Source organism: Actinomycetospora sp. NBRC 106375 (assembly GCF_030269665.1).
GTDB lineage: Bacteria > Actinomycetota > Actinomycetes > Mycobacteriales > Pseudonocardiaceae > Actinomycetospora.
Window position 1 is genome coordinate 144,048 of record NZ_BSTS01000014.1, and the last position, 23,158, is coordinate 167,205.

Annotated in this window: 18 protein-coding genes; 7 read left to right on the forward strand and 11 right to left on the reverse strand. The window is 76.3% G+C overall.

Going from position 1 to position 23,158, the window contains the following annotated elements; genetic code table 11:
- Window positions 1-9: 9 nt before the first annotated feature.
- On the reverse strand, window positions 10-210 hold the full coding sequence (locus tag QSK03_RS22870) for a hypothetical protein (RefSeq protein WP_285657097.1): 201 nt from the start codon (window positions 208-210) through the stop codon (window positions 10-12).
- A gap of 123 nt (window positions 211-333) precedes the next feature.
- The gene (locus QSK03_RS22875; protein ID WP_285657098.1) at window positions 334-1,110 is read right to left on the reverse strand and encodes an AraC family transcriptional regulator; all 777 of its coding nucleotides are present in this window, start codon (window positions 1,108-1,110) and stop codon (window positions 334-336) included.
- Window positions 1,111-1,191: 81 nt separating this feature from the next.
- On the opposite strand from QSK03_RS22875, the gene QSK03_RS22880 reads away from it, so the two are divergent.
- Complete coding sequence (locus QSK03_RS22880) at window positions 1,192-1,623, forward strand: pyridoxamine 5'-phosphate oxidase family protein (RefSeq protein WP_285657100.1); 432 nt, start codon at window positions 1,192-1,194, stop codon at window positions 1,621-1,623.
- On the opposite strand, the gene ptsP is transcribed toward QSK03_RS22880, so the two are convergent.
- From ptsP to QSK03_RS22905, 5 genes are all read right to left on the reverse strand, one after another.
- Window positions 1,604-4,054, reverse strand: coding sequence for a phosphoenolpyruvate--protein phosphotransferase (gene ptsP / locus QSK03_RS22885; RefSeq protein WP_285657102.1), 2,451 nt, complete (start codon window positions 4,052-4,054; stop codon window positions 1,604-1,606). The genes QSK03_RS22880 and ptsP overlap by 20 nt on opposite strands.
- Window positions 4,051-4,692, reverse strand: coding sequence for a dihydroxyacetone kinase subunit DhaL (dhaL, locus tag QSK03_RS22890; protein WP_285657104.1), 642 nt, complete (start codon window positions 4,690-4,692; stop codon window positions 4,051-4,053). Before dhaL ends, ptsP begins: the two co-directional genes overlap by 4 nt.
- On the reverse strand, window positions 4,692-5,693 hold the full coding sequence (gene dhaK, locus QSK03_RS22895; protein WP_285657105.1) for a dihydroxyacetone kinase subunit DhaK: 1,002 nt from the start codon (window positions 5,691-5,693) through the stop codon (window positions 4,692-4,694). The genes dhaL and dhaK overlap by 1 nt, the downstream gene beginning before the upstream one ends.
- Window positions 5,694-5,792: 99 nt before the next feature.
- A complete protein-coding gene (locus tag QSK03_RS22900; RefSeq protein WP_285657107.1) occupies window positions 5,793-7,136 on the reverse strand; it encodes an FAD-binding oxidoreductase in 1,344 nt (447 codons plus the stop codon).
- A 119-nt stretch (window positions 7,137-7,255) separates the two neighbouring features.
- Entirely contained in the window at window positions 7,256-9,970 is a 2,715-nt protein-coding gene (locus QSK03_RS22905; protein ID WP_285657108.1) for an ATP-binding protein, read from the reverse strand.
- A 61-nt stretch (window positions 9,971-10,031) separates the two neighbouring features.
- On the opposite strand from QSK03_RS22905, the gene QSK03_RS22910 reads away from it, so the two are divergent.
- The 3 genes from QSK03_RS22910 to QSK03_RS22920 all read left to right on the forward strand — a co-directional run bounded on the left by QSK03_RS22910 (window position 10,032) and on the right by QSK03_RS22920 (window position 12,517).
- Complete coding sequence (locus QSK03_RS22910) at window positions 10,032-10,433, forward strand: TOBE domain-containing protein (RefSeq protein WP_285657110.1); 402 nt, start codon at window positions 10,032-10,034, stop codon at window positions 10,431-10,433.
- 81 nt (window positions 10,434-10,514) lie between these two features.
- Window positions 10,515-12,017, forward strand: a complete 1,503-nt coding sequence (locus QSK03_RS22915) for a linalool dehydratase/isomerase domain-containing protein (RefSeq protein WP_285657111.1) — start codon at window positions 10,515-10,517, stop codon at window positions 12,015-12,017.
- A complete protein-coding gene (locus tag QSK03_RS22920) occupies window positions 12,014-12,517 on the forward strand; it encodes an SCO family protein (protein WP_285657113.1) in 504 nt (167 codons plus the stop codon). The genes QSK03_RS22915 and QSK03_RS22920 overlap by 4 nt, the downstream gene beginning before the upstream one ends.
- Here the strand turns inward: QSK03_RS22920 and QSK03_RS22925 are convergent.
- A complete protein-coding gene (locus tag QSK03_RS22925) occupies window positions 12,495-13,526 on the reverse strand; it encodes a glycosyltransferase (protein ID WP_285657115.1) in 1,032 nt (343 codons plus the stop codon). The two genes, QSK03_RS22920 and QSK03_RS22925, sit on opposite strands and share 23 nt — an antisense overlap.
- Before the next feature lie 145 nt (window positions 13,527-13,671).
- On the opposite strand from QSK03_RS22925, the gene QSK03_RS22930 reads away from it, so the two are divergent.
- Window positions 13,672-15,540 carry a serine/threonine-protein kinase gene (locus tag QSK03_RS22930; protein WP_285657117.1) on the forward strand — a complete coding sequence of 623 codons (1,869 nt, stop codon included), beginning with the start codon at window positions 13,672-13,674 and terminating at the stop codon, window positions 15,538-15,540.
- Here QSK03_RS22930 and QSK03_RS22935 read toward each other — a convergent pair.
- Both QSK03_RS22935 and QSK03_RS22940 read right to left on the reverse strand, forming a co-directional pair.
- Window positions 15,515-17,716, reverse strand: coding sequence for a penicillin acylase family protein (locus QSK03_RS22935; RefSeq protein WP_285657119.1), 2,202 nt, complete (start codon window positions 17,714-17,716; stop codon window positions 15,515-15,517). The two genes, QSK03_RS22930 and QSK03_RS22935, sit on opposite strands and share 26 nt — an antisense overlap.
- Window positions 17,717-17,732: 16 nt before the next feature.
- Entirely contained in the window at window positions 17,733-18,785 is a 1,053-nt protein-coding gene (locus tag QSK03_RS22940) for an LLM class flavin-dependent oxidoreductase (protein ID WP_285657120.1), read from the reverse strand.
- 143 nt (window positions 18,786-18,928) lie between these two features.
- Between QSK03_RS22940 and QSK03_RS22945 the strand changes: the two genes are divergently transcribed.
- Entirely contained in the window at window positions 18,929-19,801 is an 873-nt protein-coding gene (locus QSK03_RS22945; protein WP_285657121.1) for a LuxR C-terminal-related transcriptional regulator, read from the forward strand.
- On the forward strand, window positions 19,801-20,664 hold the full coding sequence (locus QSK03_RS22950) for a type 1 periplasmic-binding domain-containing protein (protein ID WP_285657123.1): 864 nt from the start codon (window positions 19,801-19,803) through the stop codon (window positions 20,662-20,664). Before QSK03_RS22945 ends, QSK03_RS22950 begins: the two co-directional genes overlap by 1 nt.
- Here the strand turns inward: QSK03_RS22950 and QSK03_RS22955 are convergent.
- Window positions 20,658-22,859, reverse strand: coding sequence for a phosphatase domain-containing protein (locus QSK03_RS22955; protein WP_285657125.1), 2,202 nt, complete (start codon window positions 22,857-22,859; stop codon window positions 20,658-20,660). The two genes, QSK03_RS22950 and QSK03_RS22955, sit on opposite strands and share 7 nt — an antisense overlap.
- Window positions 22,860-23,158: the final 299 nt, after the last annotated feature.

The following is a 23,158-nucleotide window of genomic DNA, read 5'->3' on the forward strand; positions in this document are numbered from 1 at the left end:
CCCGGGGCGCTACCGCTCGGCGCTCTCGGTCGGCGGGGAGGGCGGCACGGCCTGGGCGCGGACACGGATCAGCGCGGCGGCGAGGCCGACCACGATCAGCCAGAGCACCTGCAGGCCCGTCCCGGCCGGCAGGACGAGGACGCCCGTGACCACGAGCAGCACCGACCACGGTTCGTCGAACGGCGACGCCGTCGCCACGGGGCTGGTCACGGTGCTCGAGCCTCCTCGCCGGCCCGTGAGGACCGTGCGATGGCGTTCGTCGCCCGGCGGGTCGGGGTTCGGTCGACCGACCTCGTCCGCCATGCGGCTACATCAGTCAGCGGGTGTCGCCGGTCAGAGCAGGGATCGCAGCGCGCTGGGGGCGACGCCCCGGTGGCGGCGGAAGGCCGCGCTGAAGCTGAACGGGCTGGCGTAGCCGACACGGCGGGCGACCGCGGCGACGGTCGCGTCGGGCTCGGCCAGCAGCGCCCGCTCGGCGAGGTCGAGGCGGTGCTCGCGGACGTAGGACAGCGGCGCGGTGCCGACCGCTTCGCGGAACCGGCGGGCGAACGCGGCGCGGCCCACGCCGGCGCGCCGGGCGAGCCCGTCGACCGTCCACGCGGCGGCCGGGTCCGCGTGGACGGCGGCCAGCGCGGCCGCGACGTCCGGGTCGGCGATCGTCGCCGGCTCCCCCGCGAGCACGTCGCGCACGGTGTCGACGACGAGCCAGTCGAGCAGGCGAGCGGACACGACGTCGGCGGTCCGGTGCTGCTCGACCTCGCCGGTGACCCGCTCGATCAGCAACCGGCAGAACTCCGAGTCCGCGTACACGACGGCGGGCTCCGGCAGTCGCGCCAGACGGCGGGCCTCGCCGTGCAGGGCGAACCGGGTCACCAGCACCGTCGCGCCCTCGCCGGCCACCCGGACGGCGAGGGCGCCGCGGCCGCGGGTCAGGACGGCGTCCCCGGGACCGAGGGTGGTGCCGAGGACGTCGACCTCGCCGCGCGCGACCGCGAGGAGGCTCCAGCGGTCACCCGCGGGCACCGACGTCGGGCCGGGCCCGAGCCGCGCGACGCCGAGCTCCGGGTCGCCGACGTGGAGCGCGCCGAGCAGCCCGTCGACCGTCGCCACGCCGTCCACGGTAGACGCTCGCGCAGGTGTCCTGGAGCCGCGCGCATGGGCGCGGCGATCACCGTGCCGCAGTCTGGGGCCATGGCCGACGACACGATCACCGCCACCGACCGGGCCCTGCTCGACCGCCCCCTGCACGGGCTGCTCACGATCCCGCCGGGCCCGCGCCGGCTGCCCGCGCCGCGTCCGGTGTGGTTCGAGACGACGGCCGACGGCGAGGTGGCGCTGTTCTCGATGGCGGACGCGCTGAAGGTGCGCCGCCTGCAGGCGGACCCGCGGGCGTCGTTCGTCGTGATGACGCTGCCCGACGAGCCGGAGGGCTGGGTGTCGATCGAGGCGGACGTGACGGTGCACGCCGACGGCGCCGCGGACCTGGCCCGGCGCCTCGCCGACCGCTACTGGAAGGACACGACAACTCCCGAGCACCGGGAGCTGCTCGCGCTGTACTCCCGGGAGGAGGACCTGCGCCGCATCGTGCTGCACCCGCGCCGGGTCACGCGCGGGCCGGCGTGAGCAGCGCCCGGACGCCGGCCGCGTCCGGGCAGGCGAGGGCCGCCGCGGCCAGGGCACGGGCCTCGCCGACGTCGACGGCGCGGACGGCCTCCTTGATCGTCGCGACGCCGGCGGGGGCGACGCTGAGCTCGCGGACCCCCAGACCGACGAGCAACGCGGCCGCCTGCTCGTCGCCGGCGAGCTCGCCGCAGACCGCCACCAGCACGTCGTCCCTTGCGCCGCGGACGGTGGCCGCGATCAGCGCCAGCACACCCGGGTCGAGGGGGTCGGCGAGCGTCGCCAGCCGGTCGTTCCCGCGCTCCGCGGCCAGCGCGTACTGGGTGAGGTCGTTCGTGCCGATCGAGAAGAAGTCGACGTGCGGGGCGAACGCGGCCGCCTTGAGCGCGGCGGCCGGGACCTCGACCATGATCCCGACCCGCAACCCGTCCGGGCGCCCCCGGCCGACGGCGTCGACCGCGCCGTCGAGGGCCGCGCGGGCCGCGGCCAGCTCGTCCACCCCGGCGACCATCGGGAACATGACGTCGACGGGGTGGTCGTGGGCGACCCGCACGATCGCCTGCAGCTGGTCGGCGAGCAGCTCGGGCCGCGCCAGCGCGAGGCGGATGCCGCGCACCCCGAGGAACGGGTTCGCCTCGGGCGCCACCGGCAGGTAGTCCAGCGGCTTGTCGCCGCCGACGTCGAGGGTGCGCAGCGTGACGCGCCGCCCGATGCCGTCCTCGTTCATGGCCTCGGCGATCGCCCGGTACGCCGCCTCCTGCTCGGCGACGTCGGGCGCCTGCTGCCGGTCGAGGAAGCCGAACTCCGTGCGGACCAGGCCGGCGAGGTCGGCCCCGAGGGCGGCCCGGGCGTCGGCGGCCGAGCCGACGTTGGCGCCGACGAGCACGGTGGTGCCGTCCCGGGTCACCGCCGGCTCGTGGGCCCGGCGGGCGGCGTCGTCGCGACGCCGGTCCAGGGCCGCGGCGCGGTCGCGGAACGCCGACAGCGTCGCGGGGTCGGGGTCGACGACGACCTCGCCGGTGGCGCCGTCGACCACGAGCAGCGCGCCCTCCCCGGCCCGCGCGACCAGAGCCGCACCCGCCCCCACCACGGCCGCGACGCCGCGGGCCCGCAGCAGGATCGCGGCGTGCGCGGTCGGGCTGCTGCCCGCCAGCACCACCGCCGGCGTGCGCGCGGGGTCGAGGGCGGCGGCCTCGGCGGGCGTGAGGTCGTCGGCGACGAGGATGCCGTCCGCGGGCGTGGCGTCCTCGGCGACACCGCCCAGGGCGCGCAGCACCTGGTCCCGGACGGCGCGGACGTCGGCGGCGCGGGCGCGCAGGTACTCGTCCGCGGCGCCGGCGAAGTCGCGCTCGACCGCGTCGAGGGCGTCCGCCCAGGCGCGCGCCGCGTCGGCGTGGGCGTCGACGCGGGCGCCGGCGTCCGCAAGCAGGTCGGGGTCGTCGAGCAGCAGCAGCTGGGCGTCGAAGATGGCTGCCTCCGCGGCCCCGATCTCGCGGGCGGCGGTGTCGCGGACGGCCGCCAGGCGGGTGCGGGCCTCGGCGCGGGCCGCGTCCAGGCGGGCCTGCTGCTCGTCCGGGGTGCCGGGACGCGCGGCGGGGACCGCGACCGCCGCGGGCGCCGCGACCCGCGCGGGCCCGATCCCGATACCCGGTGCGGCGGGGATCGGACCGTGGGTGCCGGCCGTCGCCTGCGAGGCTGCCGGCGTCGCGGTGGCCTCCCCGAACCCCTCGTCCGCGAGCCCGACGACCCGGCGGACCGCCTCGGCGGCGTCGCCACCGACGGCGCGGACCGCGACCTCGTGTCCCTGCAGCGCCCCGAGCGTGGCGACCTTCGACAGGCTCGCCGCGGAGACCTCGGGCCCGTCGAGGGTGACGTTGCGCAGCCGGACCTCGGCGTCGAGTCCGCGCACCGCCTGCACGAGCGCCGCGGCGGGGCGGGCGTGCAGGCCGTGGGGCATCGACACCGTGAAGGTCGCCCGCCGCTCGTCGCCGCTCGCCGTGACGGGTGCCGGGGTCGCGGCCGCCGCACCGCCGAGGTGCCCGACCTTCGCCTCCAGCGCGTCCCCGGCCTCGGCGGCGACCTCCGCTGCCGAGGCCCCGCCCGCGGCGCTGACGGCGGCGACGACGAGCCCCTCGACCAGCGGGGCCGGGCAGAGCACGACGCGCTCGCGGACGTCGTCGTCGACCATCTCGAGCGCGAGCTCGGCCGAGAGGACCGCGCTGCCGAGGTCCATGAGCACGACCACCCCGTCGCCGCGGTCGGCGCCGGTGATCGCCTCGCTGATGGCGACCGCGTCGGTGCCGAAGCCGCCGTCGTCGAGCCCGGCGGCGACCTCCATCGTGAGGTCGCCGCCGCGCACCATCTCCCCGGCCAGGGCGGTCGCCGCCTCGGCGAGGGCCCGGCTGTGCGAGACGACGACGATCCCGACGGTCACCCGTCGCCTGACACGGCCGCCGCCGCCGCGGCCACCAGCAGCGCCGCCGAGGTGGCGCCCGGGTCCTGGTGACCCGCGCTGCGGTCGCCCAGGTAGCTCGCGCGCCCCTTCCTGGCGATCATCGGCGTCGTGGCGTCGCGCCCGGCGTCGGCGGCCTCGGACGCGGCGTGCAGGGCCGTCGCGAGGGACCCGCCCTCGGCCAGCGAGGCGTCGAGCGCGTCGAGGGCCGGGGCGAGGGCGTCCACCATCGTCTTGTCGCCGAGCTCGGCCTTCCCGCGCGAGATCACGCCCTCGAGCCCCGCCCGCAGCGCCTTCGCGAACGTCGCGGGCTCGAGGACCGTCTCCCCGCCGGTGGCCGACGCCATCCGCAGGAACAGCGTCCCGTAGAGCGGGCCGGACGCCCCGCCGACCGAGCGGATGAGCACCGTCGCGGTCTGCTTGAGCAGCGCCGTCGGGTCCGCGGGCGGTGTCGCGGTCACCGCTTCCGTCACCGCCGTCATCCCGCGGTGCATGTTCGCGCCGTGGTCGGCGTCGCCGATGGCGGCGTCGAGGGCGGTGAGGGCGTCGCGCTGCTCGGCGACGGACGCGGCGAAGCCCCGCAGCCAGCGCTGCAGGGTCTCGACGTCGACTCCCGCCATCACATGCCCCACCGGAGGCCCGCGGTGGCCACCGGTGCGTCCCAGAGCCGGATCATCTCGTCATCGAGCTTCGTGATCGACACCGAGCAGCCGGCCATGTCCAGGCTGGTGACGTAGGGCCCGACCAGGGTGCGGGCCGGGACGACGCCGGCCTTGTCGAGCAGCGCCGCGATCTCGCCGTACATCAGGTACAGCTCGAGCATCGGGGTGGCGCCCATGCCGTTGACGAACACGAGCACGCCGTCGCCGCCGGTGAAGTCGCGGTCGGCGAGCACCGGGTCGACGAGCATCTGCGCGATGTCGTGGGCGGGCGCCAGCGGCACCCGGCGGCGCCCCGGCTCGCCGTGGATCCCGATGCCGATCTCGATCTCGTCGTCGGGGAGGTCGAACGTCGGGCTCCCCTTCGCCGGGACCGTGCACGAGGTGAGCGCCATCCCCATGCTGCGGCTGTTCTCGTTCACGCGACGCGCGAGGTCGGCCAGCTCGGTGAGGTTGCGGCCCTGCTCGGCGGCCGCCCCGACGATCTTCTCGACGGCGATGGCGGCGCCGGTGCCGCGCCGGCCCGCGGTGAACAGGCTGTCCTCGACCGCCACGTCGTCGTTCATCACCACGGCCTCGACGCGCGTGTCGGTCTCCGCGGCGGCCAGCTCGGCGGCCATGTCGAAGTTCATGACGTCGCCGGTGTAGTTCCAGACGAGGTGCAGGACGCCGACGCCGCCGTCGATGTTCTTCGTGGCCTCGGCCATCTGGTCGGGCACGGGCGAGGTGAACACCTCGCCGGCACAGACCGCGTCGAGCATGCCGGGCCCGATGAAGCCGCCGTGCGCGGGCTCGTGGCCGCTGCCGCCGCCCGAGAGCAGCCCGACCTTGCCGGCCACCGGGGCGTCGGCGCGGTAGAGGATCCGGTTCTCGTGGTCGACGCGCAGTTCGGGGTGCGCACGGTCCAGCCCGCGCAGGGACTCGGCGACGAGGTCGCCCGGGTCGTTGAGAAGCTTCTTCACGGATCCACTCCTGAGCCGAGAGCCACTGAGATACCTCTCAGACTCCTGCCCTCACCGGTGGCGCGCCAGGACCCGTCGGGACCACGCACCGTGGTCCACTCAGCCCCGCGCCGGTGCGACGTTCTGGTTGAGCCGGAAGACGTTGTCGGGGTCCCAGGTCCGCTTGAGCCCGGCGAGGCGGGCGTGGTTGGGGCCGTAGGCGGCGCGCACACGGTCCGGGCCCTCCGCGCCGAGGTTGTTGACGTAGACCGCGTCGGCGAGGTGCGGCGCGAGCGCGTCGAAGGAGCGGCGACCCCACGCGACGTTGCGCTCGTCGTCGGCGGGGTCGTCCCACTGCCCGAGCAGGAGCAGGTCGTACTGCCGGGCGCGGTGGGGGAAGGCCGTGGCGTCGACCGGCACACGGGCGGCCGCACCCCGCAGGGCCTGCATCCCGACACCGCTCGCGGCCGACGGGATGTGGGGCACCAGGTCGAGCAGCGCCGTGATCGCGTCGTCGGTGAGCTCGCGCAGGTAGCCCGACTTCCAGTAGTGGCGCCGCCCGAGGGGGTAGCCCGCGTCGGGGGCGCTCTGCCAGGCGACGAAGGACGTCGGCGCGACGGCGTCGACGGTCGGGGTGGCGACCGAGCGCAGCGGCGCGAGCACGCGCTCGCCGGCCGCGGGGTCCCCGCTCCAGCAGACGGCGATCGAGACGACCGGCCCGGCCTCCGGGTCCCGGGTGAACGAGACGGCGGTCGCGATCTCGTCGGGTGCGGTGGCGAGGAGGTCGTCGTGGCGGCGCAGCACGTCGCGGGCCGCCGCCCACGGCCAGGACAGGCCGCCCGCGAGGACGGTGTCGACCGGGTGGAGCCGGTAGGTGAACGCGGTGACGACGCCGAGGTTGCCGCCGCCCCCGCGCAGGCCCCAGAGCAGGTCGGGGTGGTGGTCGGCGTCGACACGCCGCACCGCGCCGTCGGCGGTGACCACCTCGGCGGCGACGAGGTTGTCGCAGGCCAGCCCGTGGCGGCCGTTCAGCCAGCCCAGCCCGCCGCCCAGGGTGAGCCCGGCGATCCCGGTGCCCGACATGACGCCGAGCGGGGTCGCGAGACCGTGGGCCCCGGTGGTGCGGTCGAGGTCCCCGAGCAGACAGCCGGGGCCGGCCACCGCGGTCCGGGCGACCGGGTCGATGTGGACGTCGCGCATCGCGGACAGATCGAGCATCACCCCGCCGTCGCACACGGCGGTGCCCGCGACGTTGTGCCCGCCGCCGCGCACCGACAGCGCGAGGTCGTGCGTCCGGGCCAGCGCGATCCCCCGGGCGACGTCCCCGGCGTCTCGGCAGCGCACGATGGCCGCGGGACGCCGGTCGATCATCGCGTTGAAGACGGACCGGGCGGCGTCGTACCCGGCGTCGGCGGGGCGCAGGACGGTGGCCGGGTCGTGGTCGAGGGTGATCGGTGTGCTCATGGGCGACGACGGTCCGGGGCGCGGCTAACTCGCCCCTAACCCGAGGCCGGCGCGGTCTCGATCGCCGTCCCGGTGACGATGCCGGTCACATCTGCGCGGGATCGTCACCGAGTTCACGATCACCCGAGCGCGGCGAGCTCCTCCGCGGTGGCCGCGACGCCCGCCCGGTGCCCGATGCGCCGGAAGATGCTCCCGGCCTGGTCGAAACCGCGCCGGGCCCCCTCGACGTCCGCGGCCGCCGCCGCGATCCGGGCCGACAGCGCGAGCGCCGACGCCTCGCCCTCGCGGTAGCCGACGAGCCGGTAGTGCTCCAGGGCGGCCTCGACGAGGCGGCGGGCGTCGGCCGGGTCGCCCCACCGCTGCTCGATCGACGCCAGGACGTCGAGGGCCAGCCCGCGGGCGAGGTCCTCGCCCACCTCGTCGGCGTGGTCCGTCGCGCGCCGGGCGAGGGCACGCGCCGCGTCGGGCTCGGCGCGGTCGCGGTGCAAGCGCGCCAGCTGCGCCTCCGCCATCGCCCCGCGCCACACGTCGCCCCCGGCCAGCGACGCGGCGATGCCGTCCTCGTAGCGCTGCTGGGCGCGGTCTAAGCGGCCTCGCGCCCAGTCGACCGTGGCGCGCAGGGCCTGCGCGTCGCCCTCCCAGCGCCGGTCCCCCGCGGCGAGGGCGAGACGGTGCTGCTCGCCGGCCACCCGCTCGGTGTCGTCGAACTCGCCCCGCCCGAGGTGCAGCAGCGCGCAGGCGGAGAGCAGCGCCGGGCGCCGCGGGTCGTCGGGGCCGACGACCGCCAGGGCCGCGGTCAGCGGGCCGAGCCCCTCGGCGCGGGACCCGCGCACGTCCCAGTAGTGCCACAGGACATCGCACAGCCCGATCAGCACCTCGCGGTCGCCGCCGGTGCCCTCGGCCCAGCGGAGCGCGGCGCGCAGGTTGTCGCGCTCGGCGTGCAGCGCGTCCAGCCAGGGGCCCGCGCCGGCCCGGTGCAGGTGCGGGGCGACGTCGCGGCCGACCGCGAGGAAGTGGTGGGCGTGGCGCCGGCGCAGCGGGTCGAGGTCGCCGGGCGCGAGGCACGTGACGGCGAACTCCCGGGTGGACTCGAGCATCCGGTAGCGCCAGCGGTCGGCGGCCGTGTCCTCGGGGCGCACCAGGCTCGCGTCGACCAGGCGCCCCAGGGTCGCCGCGGCGTCCCGCTCCCCGGTGACACCGCGCGCCGCGTCCAGGTCGAAGCCCGCCGGGAAGACGCCGAGGCGCGCGAACAGTCGCTGCTCGGCGTCGTCGAGCAGGTCGCGGCTCCAGGCGATCGTGGCGGCCAGGCCGGCACGGCGCGACGGGTCGTGGCGGCGGGCGGACGGGGCCAGGAGCCGGAACCGGTCGGCGAGGCCGGCCTCGAGCTCGGCGAGCGGGAGCGCCGCGGTCCGCGCCGCTGCGAGCTCGACCGCGAGCGGCAGGCCGTCGAGCCGGCGGCAGACCTCGGCGACGGCCTCGGCGTTGTCCGCGGCGAGCGCGAATCCCGACCGCGCCGCGGCGGCGCGCCGGACGAACAGCTGCACGGCCGGCGATCGCCCGATCTCGCCGGGCTCCGCCCGCGGCGGGGGCAGCGGGAGCGGGTCGAGCACCGACACCTGCTCGCCGGGCAGCCCGAGCCGTTCCCGGCTGGTCACCAGCACGCCGAGGCCGCCGGTGCTCTCGAGCAGCTCGCGCACGAATGCCGCGCAGCGGTCCAGCACGTGCTCGGCGTTGTCGAGCACGAGCAGGGTCGGTGCGTCGGCGAGGGCGACGGCGACGGCGGCCGCGACCGCGCCGGGGTCGGCCCGGACCCCGGTCGCGTCGGCGACCACGTCCTCGAACCGGTCGCCGGACGCCGCGCGGGCGAGGTCGACGAACACCACCCGCGCCGACCCGCGGCCGCAGGCCTCGAGGGCGAGCCGGGTCTTGCCGGCCCCTCCGGGACCGGTCACGGTGACCAGCCGGTGGTCCGCGAGGAGGCCGGCGAGGTGGGCGAGGTCGTCCTCCCGCCCGACGAACGAGCCCAGCGGGCGCGGTGGGCCCCGCAGCGCCCGGGACGATCCCCGGTCCGGGACGTCGTCCCCGCGTCGGAGCCCGGCCGCGATCTCCCGCAGCGCCGGGCCCGGCTCCAGCCCCAGGTCCTCGGCCAGGGCCGTGCGCACGCGGTCGAAGGTGCGCAGCGCCTCGGCGGTGCGGCCGGCGCCGGCCAGGGCGGTCATCAGCACGGCGGCCGCGCGTTCGCGGGACGGGTCGGCGGCGACGAGGGGTGCGAGCACGGCCACCGCGCGGGCGGGCTCGGCGAGGGCGAGCTCGGCCTCGGCCAGCAGCTCGGCGCACTCGACGCGCAGCGCGTCGAGTCGCGCCGCCGCGTCCCGGGCGAAGGGCTGCTCGACGCCCGCGAAAGCCGGACCGCGCCACAGCGCGAGCGCCGCGGTCAGCCGCCGGGCCGCCCGGGCGGGCGAGGACGCCACCTCGGGCCGGGCCCCGGCCACCAGCGCCTCGAACTCCGCGGCGTCGAGCGCCACCTCGGGGGCCACCGCGTACCGGCCGCCGCGGGAGACCACGAAGCGGGCGCGGTCGCCGCCGGCCGCGGTGCGCAGCCGTCGGACCGCGCCGTGCACCATCGTCGCCGCGGTCGGCGGGGCGTCGTCGCCCCACACCGCGGCCACGAGCTCGTCGACCGACCGCGGGCACGAGACGTCGACCAGCAGCGCGGCGAGCACCTCGGCGGTCCGGCGGCCGGCGACGGGCTCGGTCCGCGACCCCGCCACGAGGACGACCTCGCCCAGGACCCCGCAGCGCAGCGGGCCCTCGACCGTCTCCCCCGGCACCACACCGGTCAGCATCGCGGCCGCCCGGTCCGGAGACCAGGGGCCGGTCGCTAGCCTGTCGAGGGTGCCGACGTACCGGATCGCCGAGGCCGCGAACCTGCTCGGGATCAGCGACGACACCATGCGGCGCCTGGCCGAGTCCGAGGGCGTGACCACGCTCGACGCCTCGGGCCGCCGCGTCGTCGACGGCGAGGTCCTCGCGAAGCTCGCCCAACGCCGCGCGCACCAGGTCGAGGACCCGTCGGGCGTGAACCGCTCGGCGCGCAACCGTCTCGTCGGGCTGGTGACCGACGTCGTGACGGACACGGTCATGGCCCAGGTCGAGATGCAGTGCGGGCCGGCGCGCATCGTCTCGCTGATGAGCACCGAAGCCGTGCAGGAGCTGGACCTCAAGGTCGGCGACCTCGCGATCGCGGTGATCAAGTCGACGATGGTGTCGGTGGAGACGCCCCGCTCCGGCCGCTGAGCGGGGCCGCCCGTGCAGGCGACCGGTCGTCGACGCCGAGGCCTACCGGCGGTGGGTCGGACCTGGCTAGCGTCCGGGTACATGACGACGCCGTCGGTGCTGGACGCGAACCAGATCGGCCATCTGCGGCACTGGGACAACCTGTCCCGCCGGCTGCCCCACGACTGGTCGCAGATGCAGGGCAAGGGCGCCGGCGAGGACGACTTCGGCAGCTACCGCTTCCAGCTCGCCTACATGATCTACGGGCTGGCCCTCGCCCACCGGCACCGCCTCCCCGCGGCGCCGGGGCTCTTCCGGCCGACGATCCAGCGGCTGATCGAGAAGCTGCTCATGCCCGACGTCTGGCTCTACTGGCGCGACGTCTCCCGCGGCGGCATGGTCATGAACGCGCACCTCTCGGACGGCTACCACGAGGAGTGGGACCCGGTGGTGCGCGACAACATCATGTACTCGGCGTACGTGCAGTCGTGCGCCCTGCTGCACGACCACCTCTTCGCCGACGACCGCTACGCGCAGCCCGGCGCGCTCACCTTCGAGCACTGGTCGTTCTTCTGGGGCGGCGAGCCGAAACGGTTCGCCTACGACCGCGACTCGCTGAACGAGCACCTCTACTGGCAGATGGTCGAGAACGGCTACCTCGGCGTGGCCTGCGAGCCCAACTGCGTGTTCCAGATCTGCAACCAGCCCGCGATCCTCGGGTTCCGGCTGCACGACGCGATCACCGGCGGCGACCGCGCCACCGAGGTCGTCGCCGGCTACGAGAAGGCCTGGGCGGACTTCGGCCGCCTCGACGACACCGGCCACTACAACCAGATGATCCTCGAGGACTCGAAGGTCGTGCGGCCGAACGCGCTGCAGGCGCCGTGGGTGGACGCCTGGTGTGGCGCCCTGATGAACACCTGGAACCGCGACTTCGTGCGCGAGCACTACCCGCGCCAGGTCGCGGACTTCCTCGAGCACGGCCCCGACGGCACCATCGCCGTGCGGTCGACGCCGGCCATGGAGGTCATAGGCCAGAGGGTCGTCACCGACACCTGCGACCTCGGCTGGGTGGCCGCCTGGGCGGCGGAGATGGGCGACCGCGCCACCCTGGACGGCATCCTCGCCCACGCCGACCGCTTCATGGCGCCGACCTGGCAGGACGGCGGTCTCTACTACCCGCGCAACGACACGACGAACGACGCCGACGGCCACCGCACCGAGATCGAGCCCATGACCGGCAACGTCCTGCTCGGCTACGCCCGGCTCGACGTCCCGGACGGGCTCCACGAGCTCTACCAGCGCCCGTGGGGCCCGGAGCACTTCGCCGAGCCGGCGCTGACCGAGGTCGGGCGGGACGTCGAGGTGAGCCGGGCCGAGGTCGTCGACGGGGTCCTGCACGCCCGGCTGCGCCGCCTCGGCCTCCATGACGGCGACGGCGACGGCGACCACGGGGCGGTCGTCCTCGACCGCGTGCCCGACGGCGCGCAGGTGCGCCTCGACGGCGAGATCGTGCGCTCGGGCGACGGCGTGCGGGCGGTGCCGGAGGGACTGCGCGTCGACGTGCCGCCGGGTCCCGCGCACGACCTCGAGCTGGTGCCGTGAGCGCACCGACGGAGATCGCCTTCGACCTCGTCGACCATCACGGCACGCCCGTCGACGCCGACTCCTACCGCGGGGACTGGCTGCTGGTGCAGTTCGGGTTCACCGCGTGCCGGGTGGTGTGCCCCCGGGCATTGGCGAAGCTCGGCGAGGCCCTCGAGCGGGTCGGGGAGCACGCACGGCTGCGTCCCCTTTACGTCACCGTCGACCCCGAGCGCGACACCCCGGCGGTGCTGCGGACGTTCCTCGCCGCGTCCTCCCCGCGCTTCACCGGGCTCACCGGCACCCCGGAGCAGGTCGAGACCGCGAAGCGCGCGTTCCGGGTGTTCGCCCGGCGTCGCCCCGACCCCGACGACCCCGACGGGTACGCGGTGCCGCACACCGCCATGACCTACCTCGTCGGGCCCGACAGGCGCCTGGCCCGGCACTGGCCCGACACCGCGGACGCCGCCACGATCGCCGCGGACCTCGCCGCGGCGCTCACCGCCGCGCCGGCGCGGTGACACCGGCGGCTCCGGTGGCCTGCAGCCACCAGGCGACGACGTCGCTCTTCGCGTACCCCGCGCCGCCCGAGGGGTAGGTCTCGGCGACGTCGTGCGACCCGCCGCCCATCGCCCGCGCCAGACCGTCGGCGAGGCTCCCCGGGTCGCCCGGAGTGGTGAGGGTGACCAGCGCGTGCCCGCGCAGGTCGTCGGCGAGCCCCGTCTCCGTCGTCGTCACGACCCGGCAGCCGTGCGCCAGCCCCTCCACCAGCGGCAGCCCGATCTGCTCGCGCCAGCCCGGGCGCCGCACCGACGGCAGGGCGACCACCGCGGCGCGCCGCAGGAGGTCGTGCACGGCGGCGCGGGTCGGCGACGTGATCGACACCCCGGGCGGCACCGCCCGCTCGACCGCGCCGGACGGGTCGGCGACCACCAGCCGCCAGCCCCGGTCGGCGGCCCCGCACCGCGTCCAGGCGTCGAGGAGGACCCCGAACCCCTTGCGGTCGCTCGGCGCGCCGAGGAACAGCACGGTCCGGTCGCGCTCGGCGTCGCCCGGCCCGCAGACCCGGCAGTCGCCGAGCCGCGGCGGCAGGACGGCGTGCTCGGTGCGGCGCAGGGACCACCCGAACGCCCGCCGGTAGTTCGTCGCCGCACCGGACGTCCCGAACGCCACGGCGTCCAGGGTCAGCATCGAGGCCCCGACCGCGAGCGCGCGCCGCCGGGAGCCCAGCCGTTCGCGGGCGTCGAGGTTCTCGATCGCGTAGGTCGCGACCGCCACGTCCCGACGCAGCACCTTGACCAGCGCCACGGCGCGCAGGGCCCGGACCCACTCCCCCGCCCACAGCGGCTCGGCGACCTCGAGCAGCGCGAGCTCGGGGTCGCGCAGCGCCGCGAGCAGCCGTCGCCACGTGAAGGGCCGCACGCGCGGGTCCGCGAGCAGGGCGGGGTCGGCGTCGCCCAGCGCCGAGGTGAAGAGCGCCTCCTGCGTCGCGGGCATCTCCTCCACCACGGAGCTGCGCAGGTTCGGCACGATCCGCAGGGTCCACACCGACCCGGCTTCCCGCTCCCCGCGTCCCCGTCACCCGTCGCCCTGGGCGCGGTGGTCACGCTCACGAAGATCGCCGCGCACGGCTGACGCTGGGCACCGGCCCCGGTCCTCGGGGACGCTGGAGGCCGTGTCCGCGGATCTGGGTCCCTACCGCCTGGGCCCGTCGCTGGGCAGCGGCGGGATGGGCGAGGTCCACCGTGCCTGGGACACGCGGCGCAACCGGTGGGTCGCTCTCAAGCTGCTCCACCCCCGCTTCGGCGCCGACCCGGCCTACCGCGAGCGGTTCCGGCGCGAGGCCGAGGCGGCGGCCGACCTGCGCGAGCCCCACGTCGTCCCGGTGCACGACTTCGGCGAGATCGACGGCCAGCTGTTCCTCGACATGCGCCTCATCGACGGGGTCGGCCTCGACACCCTGATCCGCGAGGGGCCCCTGGCGCCCGCGCGCGCGGTCGGCCTGGTCACCCAGGTCGCCGCCGCCCTCGACGCGGCGCACGCGGCGGGCCTGGTGCACCGCGACGTCAAGCCGTCGAACGTCCTGGTGGGCCGCGGCGACTTCGCCTACCTCGCCGACTTCGGCATCGCCCGCCCCACGGGCTCGGTGACGGCGGCCCACGACGGCACGGTGATCGGGACGCTCCCGTACATGGCGCCCGAGCGGCTGCGCGCGGAGCCCGCCGACGCGCGCTCCGACGTGTACTCGCTCGCCTGCCTGCTCCACGAGTGCCTCACGGGCCGCCCGCCGTTCGGCGACGAGGACCCGTCGGCGCTCGTCGGCGCGCACCTGTACCTCTCGCCGCCCACCCTGGTCGACGACACGATCCCGGCCGCGGTCGGCGAGGTCGTCGCGCAGGGCATGGCGAAAGACCCGGCGGCGCGGCCGCCGTCCGCGGGTGCGTTCGCGGCGGCCGCGTCCGCGGCGCTGCGCCGCCGGCCGACCGCCCGGCTCACCCGCCTGACCACGATCCCGGCCGACGGCCTGGGGCGGGCGCTGCACCGGTGGGCGCCGCCGCTCGTCCGGACCCGGTGGGCGCGGCGCACGCTCGTGGCCGCGCTCGCCGTCGCGCTGATCGTCGGCGGGGTCGTCGCCACCCGTCGCTACGTCGGCGACGGCATCTCCATCGGGATCAGCCCGGTCGCCGTGGCGTTCACCGCCGACGGCCGGGAGGCCTACCTCGCCAACGCCGGCTCCGAGGGCGTCTCGGTGTTCGACACCGGGGCACGCACCGGGGTCGCCCAGATCCCGCTCGGCGGCCGGACCGTCGGGGCCTCCGCGGACGCCGCGGGCGGGCAGATGGTCGTGACCACCACGGGCCGCCTCGGCCTGGTGGTGGTCGACATGACGACGGCGTCGGTCGTCGCCGCGATCGCCCTCCCCGAGCCACCGACGGGCGCCCCGGTCGTCGACCCCCGCCAAACGACGGCCTTCGTCCCGACGGCCCGCGACACCCTCGTGGTGGACCTGGGCGGCCGCCGCGTCGTGGGCTCGCTCGGGCGCACGGCCACCGGCCTCGCGGTGAGCGCCGACGGCACCCGCCTGCTCGCCGTGGACGAGCGCCGCTCGACCGCCGACGTCATCGACGTCGGCACGCGCCGCCTGCTGGCGGCGATCCCCCTCGACGCCCCCGCGCACGTGGTGGTCGCCGCACCGGACGGTGACGCGTTCTACGTCGGCAGCACCGAGCCGCGCCACGCCCTGTCCGTGCTCGACGCCGCGCGCGGCGAGGTCGTCGCCTCGGTGCCGCTGCCCGGGCCGGTGACGGCGCTGACGGTCTCGCGGGACGGCCGGCGCGTGTTCCTCGCCCTCGGCGGCGACCCCCCGGTCCTCGCCGCGGTGGATCCGCAGGACCGCACGAGCGAGGTCGGGTGGTTCGTGGAGCCCTACGCCGACGCCGTCGTCCTCGCCGTGTCCCCGGACCGCAGCGAGGTCTACGTCGCCAACACCGACCTCGGGACGCTGACGATCGACGACGTCACGAAGGAGCCGGGCGCAGGATGAGCCGGTGCTCGGCGGCCTCCTCGACCGCGGCGCGGGTGTAGACCAGCGGGAACGCGTCGCCGGCGGCCCACCGGTCGAGCAGGTCGGCGTAGTGGGGCGAGCGCGGGTCACCCGACTGCCCCGGGGCGTTCAGCACGCGGCTGCGGTCCCAGTCACCGACGTCGAGGGCCATCCGGAAGCTGCTGCCCATCACCGCGTTGAACGTGGCGTCGTGGCCGGCGAGCCCGACGGTGTCGCCGCTGCCGGACCGAGGGACCGGCGGCAGGGACGCGTCCGGGAGCACCGGGTGGCGCAGCTCGGTGCGGTGCAGGGCGCCCCAGGACCACGACGCGGGATCGGCGCCGAGGAGCCCCTCGATCTCGGTCAGCGCGGCGCGCAGGGTGGCGGCGACGCCGTCGGCGAGGGTGGCGGGATCGACGACCTCGAGCATCCGCAGGTCCGGGCGGAGGTCCGAGAACAGCGCGTCGTCGCGGGCCAGGCGGCCGACTGCGGCGGGGTCGTGACCGAGGTGCTCCAGGCACCGGGCGGCCAGCCACGGTCGCCAGTGCCGGCGCATCCAGACCTGGAAGAGCAGCGCCGCCCGCGAGCCGGCGTCCTCGACGCCGTCCCAGGCCTGGAGCTCGGCCCACCACGGTCCGGGCACCTCCAGCCCGGCCAGCCGGTCGAGCAGGGCGCGGCCGTGCGCGTTGAGCTCGTCCGTCTGCCACCGCAGGCTCGCGGCGACGTCGACCGCCGTGTCCTCGGCGAGCCACGCCGCCAGCCGCTCGTGCCGGGCGCTCGAGTACCAGTCGACCGTCGCCCCGGAGGCGTCGCCGGTGTCCTGGTTCGACGTGGTCAGCGCCCCCGCGGCCGGGTCGATCTCGCCCGGGAGCTCGTCGAGCGGCACGACGCCGGCCCACGGGAACCGCCCGTCGCCGGGGACGGGCAGCGCCCCGTCCCACCCGGCCCGGCGCGGGACGCGGCCGCACGCCTGCACCCCGATGGAGCCGTGGACGTCGGCGAAGACCTGGTTGACCCCGGGCGCACCCCACCCGGCCAGGGCGGCGCGGAAGGCGTGCACGTCGGCGGCGTCCTGGTGGGCGAGGCTGGCGAGGTAGGGCGCCATGCCCGGCTCCAGCCACGCGGCGCGCAGGGCCACGAGCACGCGGGCCTCGGTGTCGACGTGGAGCACCGGCCCGTCCCGGGTGAAGGCCAGCGTGTGCACCGCGCCGGCGACACCGGCGTCCTCCTCGACGACCTCGAGGTCCGCCCACCCCCCGTCCACGCCGTAGCGGCCGTCGTCGGTGGGGTGCAGGGCGTACACGAGCAGGTCCTCGTGGTCGATCGGCCAGATCGTCAGGCCGAAGGCGACCCGGCCGTTGTGGCCGATCGAGATGCCGGGCAGGGCCGGCTCGCCGGCCCCGATCACCGACAGGCCCGGCGCCTCGAGGTGGGCGAGGTAGCGCAGCGAGGGCACCGTGATCGCGCGGTGCGGGTCGTTGGCCAGCACGGGGCGCCCGGTGGCGGTCCGGTGGCCGGCGACGACCCAGTTGTTGCTGCCGGCGAGGTCGACGGGCTCGAACGCGCGCCGGTAGACGTCGAGGACGTGCTCGCCCAGGTGCTCGAGCACGGCGGGGTCCGGCACGACCAGCGGGCCGTCCGGCCCCCGCACGGCCCGCAGCTCCTCGGCCGCGACGCCGAGGTCGCGCACGGTCAGGGCGCGCGCCAGCTCCTGCTCGACGTTGTAGAACAGGCCGTGGGTGCGGATGCGGACGACGTCCTCGGGCCGCCACCGGGCCGGGGTGTGGCCGAGCGCCGCGAACTCCGGGGGGAGCCGCTCGCCCGGGTCGACCAGGGCCCAGTCGACGTAGGCGTTCACGCCGTCGACGAAGGCGCCGACGATCTCCCGCGTGGTGTCGGGGTAGGCCGCCCACTCGCGGTCCAGGCCGCCCCGGTGGAGCAGCAGCCGGCGGGCCCGGTCCTGGTCGAGGTGCTCGGGCCCGAACACCTCGGCCAGGCGGCCCAGGCCCCGACGGCGCCACAGGTCGATCTGGAAGAGCCGGTCCCGGGCGGCCTGGAACCCCTGGGCGAGAAAGGCGTCGTGCGCCGAGCCCGCGTAGACGTGCGGCACGCCCCAGCGGTCGACGATCACCTCGACGCTGTGCTCGAGACCGGCGACCTCGACGTCGTCGGGCATCGTTCTCCCTGCGGGATCAGTCCGCCAGCAGCGGCATGACCTGCTGGCCGAAGCGGTCGATGTCGGTCAGGTAGTCCTGGAAGGTGAACATGACCCCGCTGACGCCGTCCACGTCGGCGATGGCGCGCAGCTGTTCCGCGACGCTCTTCGGGTCGCCCTTGATGATCTCCCACAGCATGAAGTTGTCGTTGCCGAGCAGGGTCGCGTGCAGCGAGTTCTCGTCGGCCTCGGAGTTCATCGACGCGTGCCCGGTCATCGTCTTGACGACCTCGATCTCCTGGCTCTCGCGCCACGTCCCGATGACGTCGTCGCACTCGGCGAGGCTGTCGCGGACCACGCACTGGTAGAGCGGGAACGCCTCCATGGGCCGCCCGGCCTTGTCGGACGCGGTCTTCACGCGGCCCATCTGCTCGGTGAGCTCGGCGATGTCGAGCTTGCCGCCCATGAACTGGTAGTCGGCGTGCTCGGCGGTGAACTGCATGCCGCGGTCGGACTGGCCCGCGCAGATCACCTTGGGCATGTTCCCGTCGTCGAACCACGGCTCCAGGCGGGCGTCGCGCATGTGAAAGAACTGTCCGTCGAAGTCGGTCTGCCCGGTCTCCCACAGCTCCCGCATGACCTGCATGTACTCCGCGGCGTAGTCGTAGCGGTAGCCGAAGTACTCGTCGCCGGGCCACAGGCCCATCGACGCCCACTCCGGCTTCTCCCACCCGCTGATGATGTTGACGCCGAAGCGGCCCGGGCCGGCGATGTCGGCGATCGTCTTGCACTGCTTCGCCGCGTACACCGGCGGCACCGAGAGCAGCGAGATCGACGGGATCAGCATGACCTTGCGCGTGACGGCCGCCAGCGCCGCCATCGTCGTGAACGAGTCGAGCGCGTAGTTCCAGAAATGGATCTCCCCGTCCATGCCCTTGTACTTGTTGGGCGCGAGGAGGAAGTCGAAGCCGTAGTTCTCGGCCTTGAGCGCGGTCTCCTGCATGAGGAACCAGTCGGGCTTCCACCAGGGGGCCGCGGTCGAGATGACCCAGCCGCCGGACAGGGTCGGGGCGAAGATTCCGAGGCGCATGGCGGGACGGTAGGACCGCGGCTCGCGACGGGAATCCGTCGAACGACGGACCCCGTGTTGCGGCGGGGAAGCCATCACGTCACGAACGGTCGCCGCCGAACCGGCCGGGGTACGGTCGCGGGACCGGCACGCAGGAGACGACCATGAGCGTCACGCTTCCTCGGGCGGATCCGCCCGGTGGCGCCGCGCTGCGGGTGGACTCGGCGGGTCGGGTCCGCGTGGTGGAGGACGGCGACGCTGACGACGTCCCGCCGGCGCTGCGGCGCCTCGCCGCCGGCGCGCTGCGCACCGGCGCCGGCGAGCTGCGGGCCCTGCACCTCGACGGTCGCCCCGTGCGGGCGATCGTGGCGGTCGAGGACGACACCGCGCTCGTCGCCGTCGAGCCGCTCGAGGTCCTGCCCCACGGCCTGAGCCGCCGCGAGCTCGAGGTCCTCACGCTGCTCGTCGCCGGGCTCACGAACGCCGGCGTGGCCGCCCGGCTCGCCATCGGCGCGCGCACCGTCGGGACCCACGTCGACCGCGTGTTGACCAAGCTCGACGTCGCGTCCCGGGGCGCTGCGGCCGCCCGCGCGGTCGACGAGGGCCTCGTCGTGGTGCCCCCGCCCGGGGGGACGGCGGGCTTCGAGCGGATCCGTCTGGGCCGGGCCCTGATCGCCGCCGACCAGGAGCCGACCCGCCGGTCCGTGCCCCGACCCGTCCGCCGTCGCCCCCTGCGCGTCGGCGCCCTGCTCCCCCTCACCGGGGTCGCCGCCGCCGACGCCCGCGAGATGGAGCAGGGCGCGCGCCTGGCCCTCGACGAGATCAACACCACCGGCGGGGTCGCCGGTCGCCGCCTCGAGCTCCGCGTCGCCGACGTCGACCCCCAGGACGCCGGCACGGTCGGGCGCGGCTTCGCGGACCTGCTCGCCGACGACGTCGACGTCCTCACCTCGGGCTACCTGGCGCGCCAGGACCTCGCCCACGACCTCGCGGCCGCGGCGGGCGTCCCCTACCTGCACGCCGCCACCTCGGGCTGATGGAGCAGCGGGCGACGGGCGACCCCGGCCGGTTCGGGCGCGTCTTCCAGGTCTGCCCGAGCGACGTCCACTACGGCCCCCACTTCGTCGACTACGTCAGCGACCTGCGCGACCGCGGTCTCTGGCGGCCGACCTCGCGGCGCCTGCTCGTGGTGCGGCAGGCCGTGTGGGACCTCGTCGACCTCGGCCTCGAGCACGCGGCCCGGCGCGCGGACGAGCGCGGCTGGGAGCTGGCCGTCGACGCGCCGCCCGCCGACGGCTGGACGGACGCGGGCGCGCGGGCCGCGGCCGCCGACCCCGCCGCGATCATGGTGGGCAGCTACCTCGTGGACGACCACGTCGCCCTCGTCCGCGGGTTCCGCGCGGCGCCGCACCCGGCGCTGGTCTACGGCATCTACGCGCCGTCGGTGCCCGAGTTCCGGAGCCGGCTCGGGACGCTCGCCGACGGCGTCCTGTGGGCGACGACCACCGGCACCTACCCCGACCGCCTCGGGCTCGCGTTCGCGTCGCGCTACGCCCGCCGGTTCGGCGAGGTCCCGGGCCGCTCGCACGCGGGCATCGCCTACGACCGCGTCCACCTCGTCGCCGGCGCCTGGGCCGCCGTGCACGACTTCCGCGACTTCTCCGCGGTGGCCGACCACCTGCGCCGCACCGTCCACCGGGGCGTCAACGGCGCCTACAGCTTCGATACGCCGGGGCAGACGGCGCGGACCTGGTCCGGCGACGCCGCGGGCGACCCGTCCCTGGCCCAGGCCCACCTCGTCCACCAGATCCAGCAGGGGCGCCAGCGCGTCGTCAGCCCGGCCCCGTACGCGGACAGCGAGTTCGTCGTCCCCGCCTGGGCGCACCAGATGTCTCAGTAGGTGCGCCGGAGTCGCGCGCCCCACGGTCGGCCGTCCGGGTCGAGCACCATCCGGTAGGCCGGGTCGATGATCCACCGGCGCTGCAGCGTCAGCCGGACCTGCTCGTGCCCGGGGACGTGGCGGCGCAGGCGGCCGGGCGGTCGCGGGCCCCGCTCGCCGCCCGCGTGCCACGCGTCGAGGGCGTCGGCGCGCGCCCGGACCGTCGCCGCGGCGCGATCGGGGTCCAGCAGGAGATCGTCGTCGGTCACCCCGAGGTGCTCGCGCATCAGCTCGAGGCGCAGGCGGCGGGCGAGGCCCCGGGCGCCGTCGCCGAGCCCGCCGGGGTCCGCGGGCTCCCGCGCGTCGCGCTCGCTGTCGAGGATCGCCGCGGTCAGCTCGGAGTCGTGGGTCCAGGACCGCGTGTTGAAGTTGTTGCTGCCGACGGTGGCCCAGACGTCGTCGACGATGCAGACCTTCGCGTGCACGTAGACGGGCCGCGCGTCGTCGTTCTCGACGTCGAGCACCTGCACGCGGTCGCCCCCGGCGGCGTGCACCATCGCGAGCGCCTCACCCTGCCCGAGCACCGCGGGGCCCGGGTCCTGGCGCTCGGGGCGGGGGACGACGGCGATCAGATGCAGCCGGGGGCACCGGTGCAGCGCCGCGGCGAAGACGCGCGCGACGTCGGCCGACCACAGGTACTGGTCCTCGACGTACACCAGACGCTGGGCGCGGCCCAGGGCCTTGATGAACGCGCGGGCGACGCTGCGCTCGCCCCGCGGCGCGAACGGGTGCGGCGGACGCCGGCGCGGGTAGGTCCGCAGCACCTGCACCGCGCACGTCCCGGCCGCGGGCGGGTCCGGCGCGGGCGACGGGAGCGGGCGGCCCCGACGCGGCAGGCCGTGGACGAGGTCCGGGACGACGTGCCACGGTAGCCGCGCCAGCGGCGTCGTCTCCTCCCAGCGCTCGGCGAACACGTCCTGGAGGTCGCGCACCACCGGCCCGTGCAGCTCGAGCATCGCGTCGTGGCGCGGGCTGCGGGTGTACTCGTCGGCGGACGCGTCGGACTGCGGGTCACCCCGGTGCACGATGTCGTCGCGGGCGCCGAGCACGAGGTCGATGCCGCCGACGTAGGCGACGTCCCCGTCGGGCGCGTGTCTGCCGTCGCGGATGACCACCAGCTTCTGGTGGTGGCTGCCGAGCGCCCGGATCCGCTGGTCGAGCAGCACCTCGCCGCCGGCGCGCAGGAGATCCGCGGCGAGGCGGCGGTTCTGGAGGACGTGGTAACCGAACGCCTCGAGGTGCGAGCGCCACAGCAGCACCGCGAGCCGGGCCCCGCGGACGGCCGCGGCGGCGAGCGCCTCGGAGACCGTCGGGCCGTCGTCGCCGAGCTGCTGGTCGCCGTCGCCGCGCCAGCCCAGGACGAGCAGGAGGTCGCCGGCGCCGGTCGCGGCGAGGCGCTCGGCGAGGGCGGCGTAGTAGGCGCTCCCGTGGACACGCAGGTGCACGGCGTTGCCCTCGGTCCAGGGCCGCAGCCGCGTCGCCGGGTTGCCGCGCTCGCGCGCGGTGAGGAACCAGTCGTCGATCGCGGGTGCTCCGGCCGCCGGGTCCAGGCCCAGCACGGCGCGCAGCCGGGGCAGCAGCTCCTCGCCGTTCGGCGCCTCCACCACGGGCGGGTCGTGGTCGACGCGGTCGTCCCGGTCGACGTCGTCGACCTCGACGAGGTGCCGCATCGCGATCGCGGCGACGCGACCCGGGTGGTCGTGCGCGAACCCGGCGAACAGGTCCGGGTCGTGGCCGGCGTCGTCGCCGACGAGCACCCACGAGGTGTCCGGCCGGCTCGCGGCGAGGCGGTCGAGCGCGGCGCGCTTGTGGTCGAGCCCGGCGCCCCACCACCAGCCCGAGATCAGGTGCCGCCCGGCCATCAGCGCCGTGCCCGGGGGGTACTCGTCGTGGCGCAGCGCGGCCCGCAGCGGACGGTGCAGCGTGTCCGGCAGGGCGGTCAGGAAGAACACCTCGACGCCGGGCCCGCTCTCGGCGAGCACCCGCAGCAGGCGCTGCATGCCCAGCAGCGAGCGCCGGTCGCGCGGACCGCGGGTCATGAGGATGCGCAGCCGGCCCCACTGCCGCCGCAGCGGGGCGATGCGCAGCACGCCGTCGACGTCGTAGACGACCCCGAGGCGCCGGGTGGAGGACGGGTCCGGTGGCTCCGAGGTCACCGTCAGGAGCCTGGCGTGGCGGCCGGTCCGCGACAAGGAGGACGAGGAACCGCTGGTCGGGCCCTTGTCCGCACAGCGAGGGGCGCGTACAACTCACGACAACGGAGCTGCGGTCGGCCACGGCGGGACCGGAGGAGAAGGTCCCGTCCCCCGGCGGGCTCCGTGCCCGGGTCCCGGGTACCCACGCGACACCGCCGTGTTCCGCGGAGACAGCCGTGGGTCTGCGTCAGCGGCCGGTCGTCGGTCCCTGACGCCGAGACCGCCACCACGGCGTCCGGTGCACGCCTGGTAGCCCGACC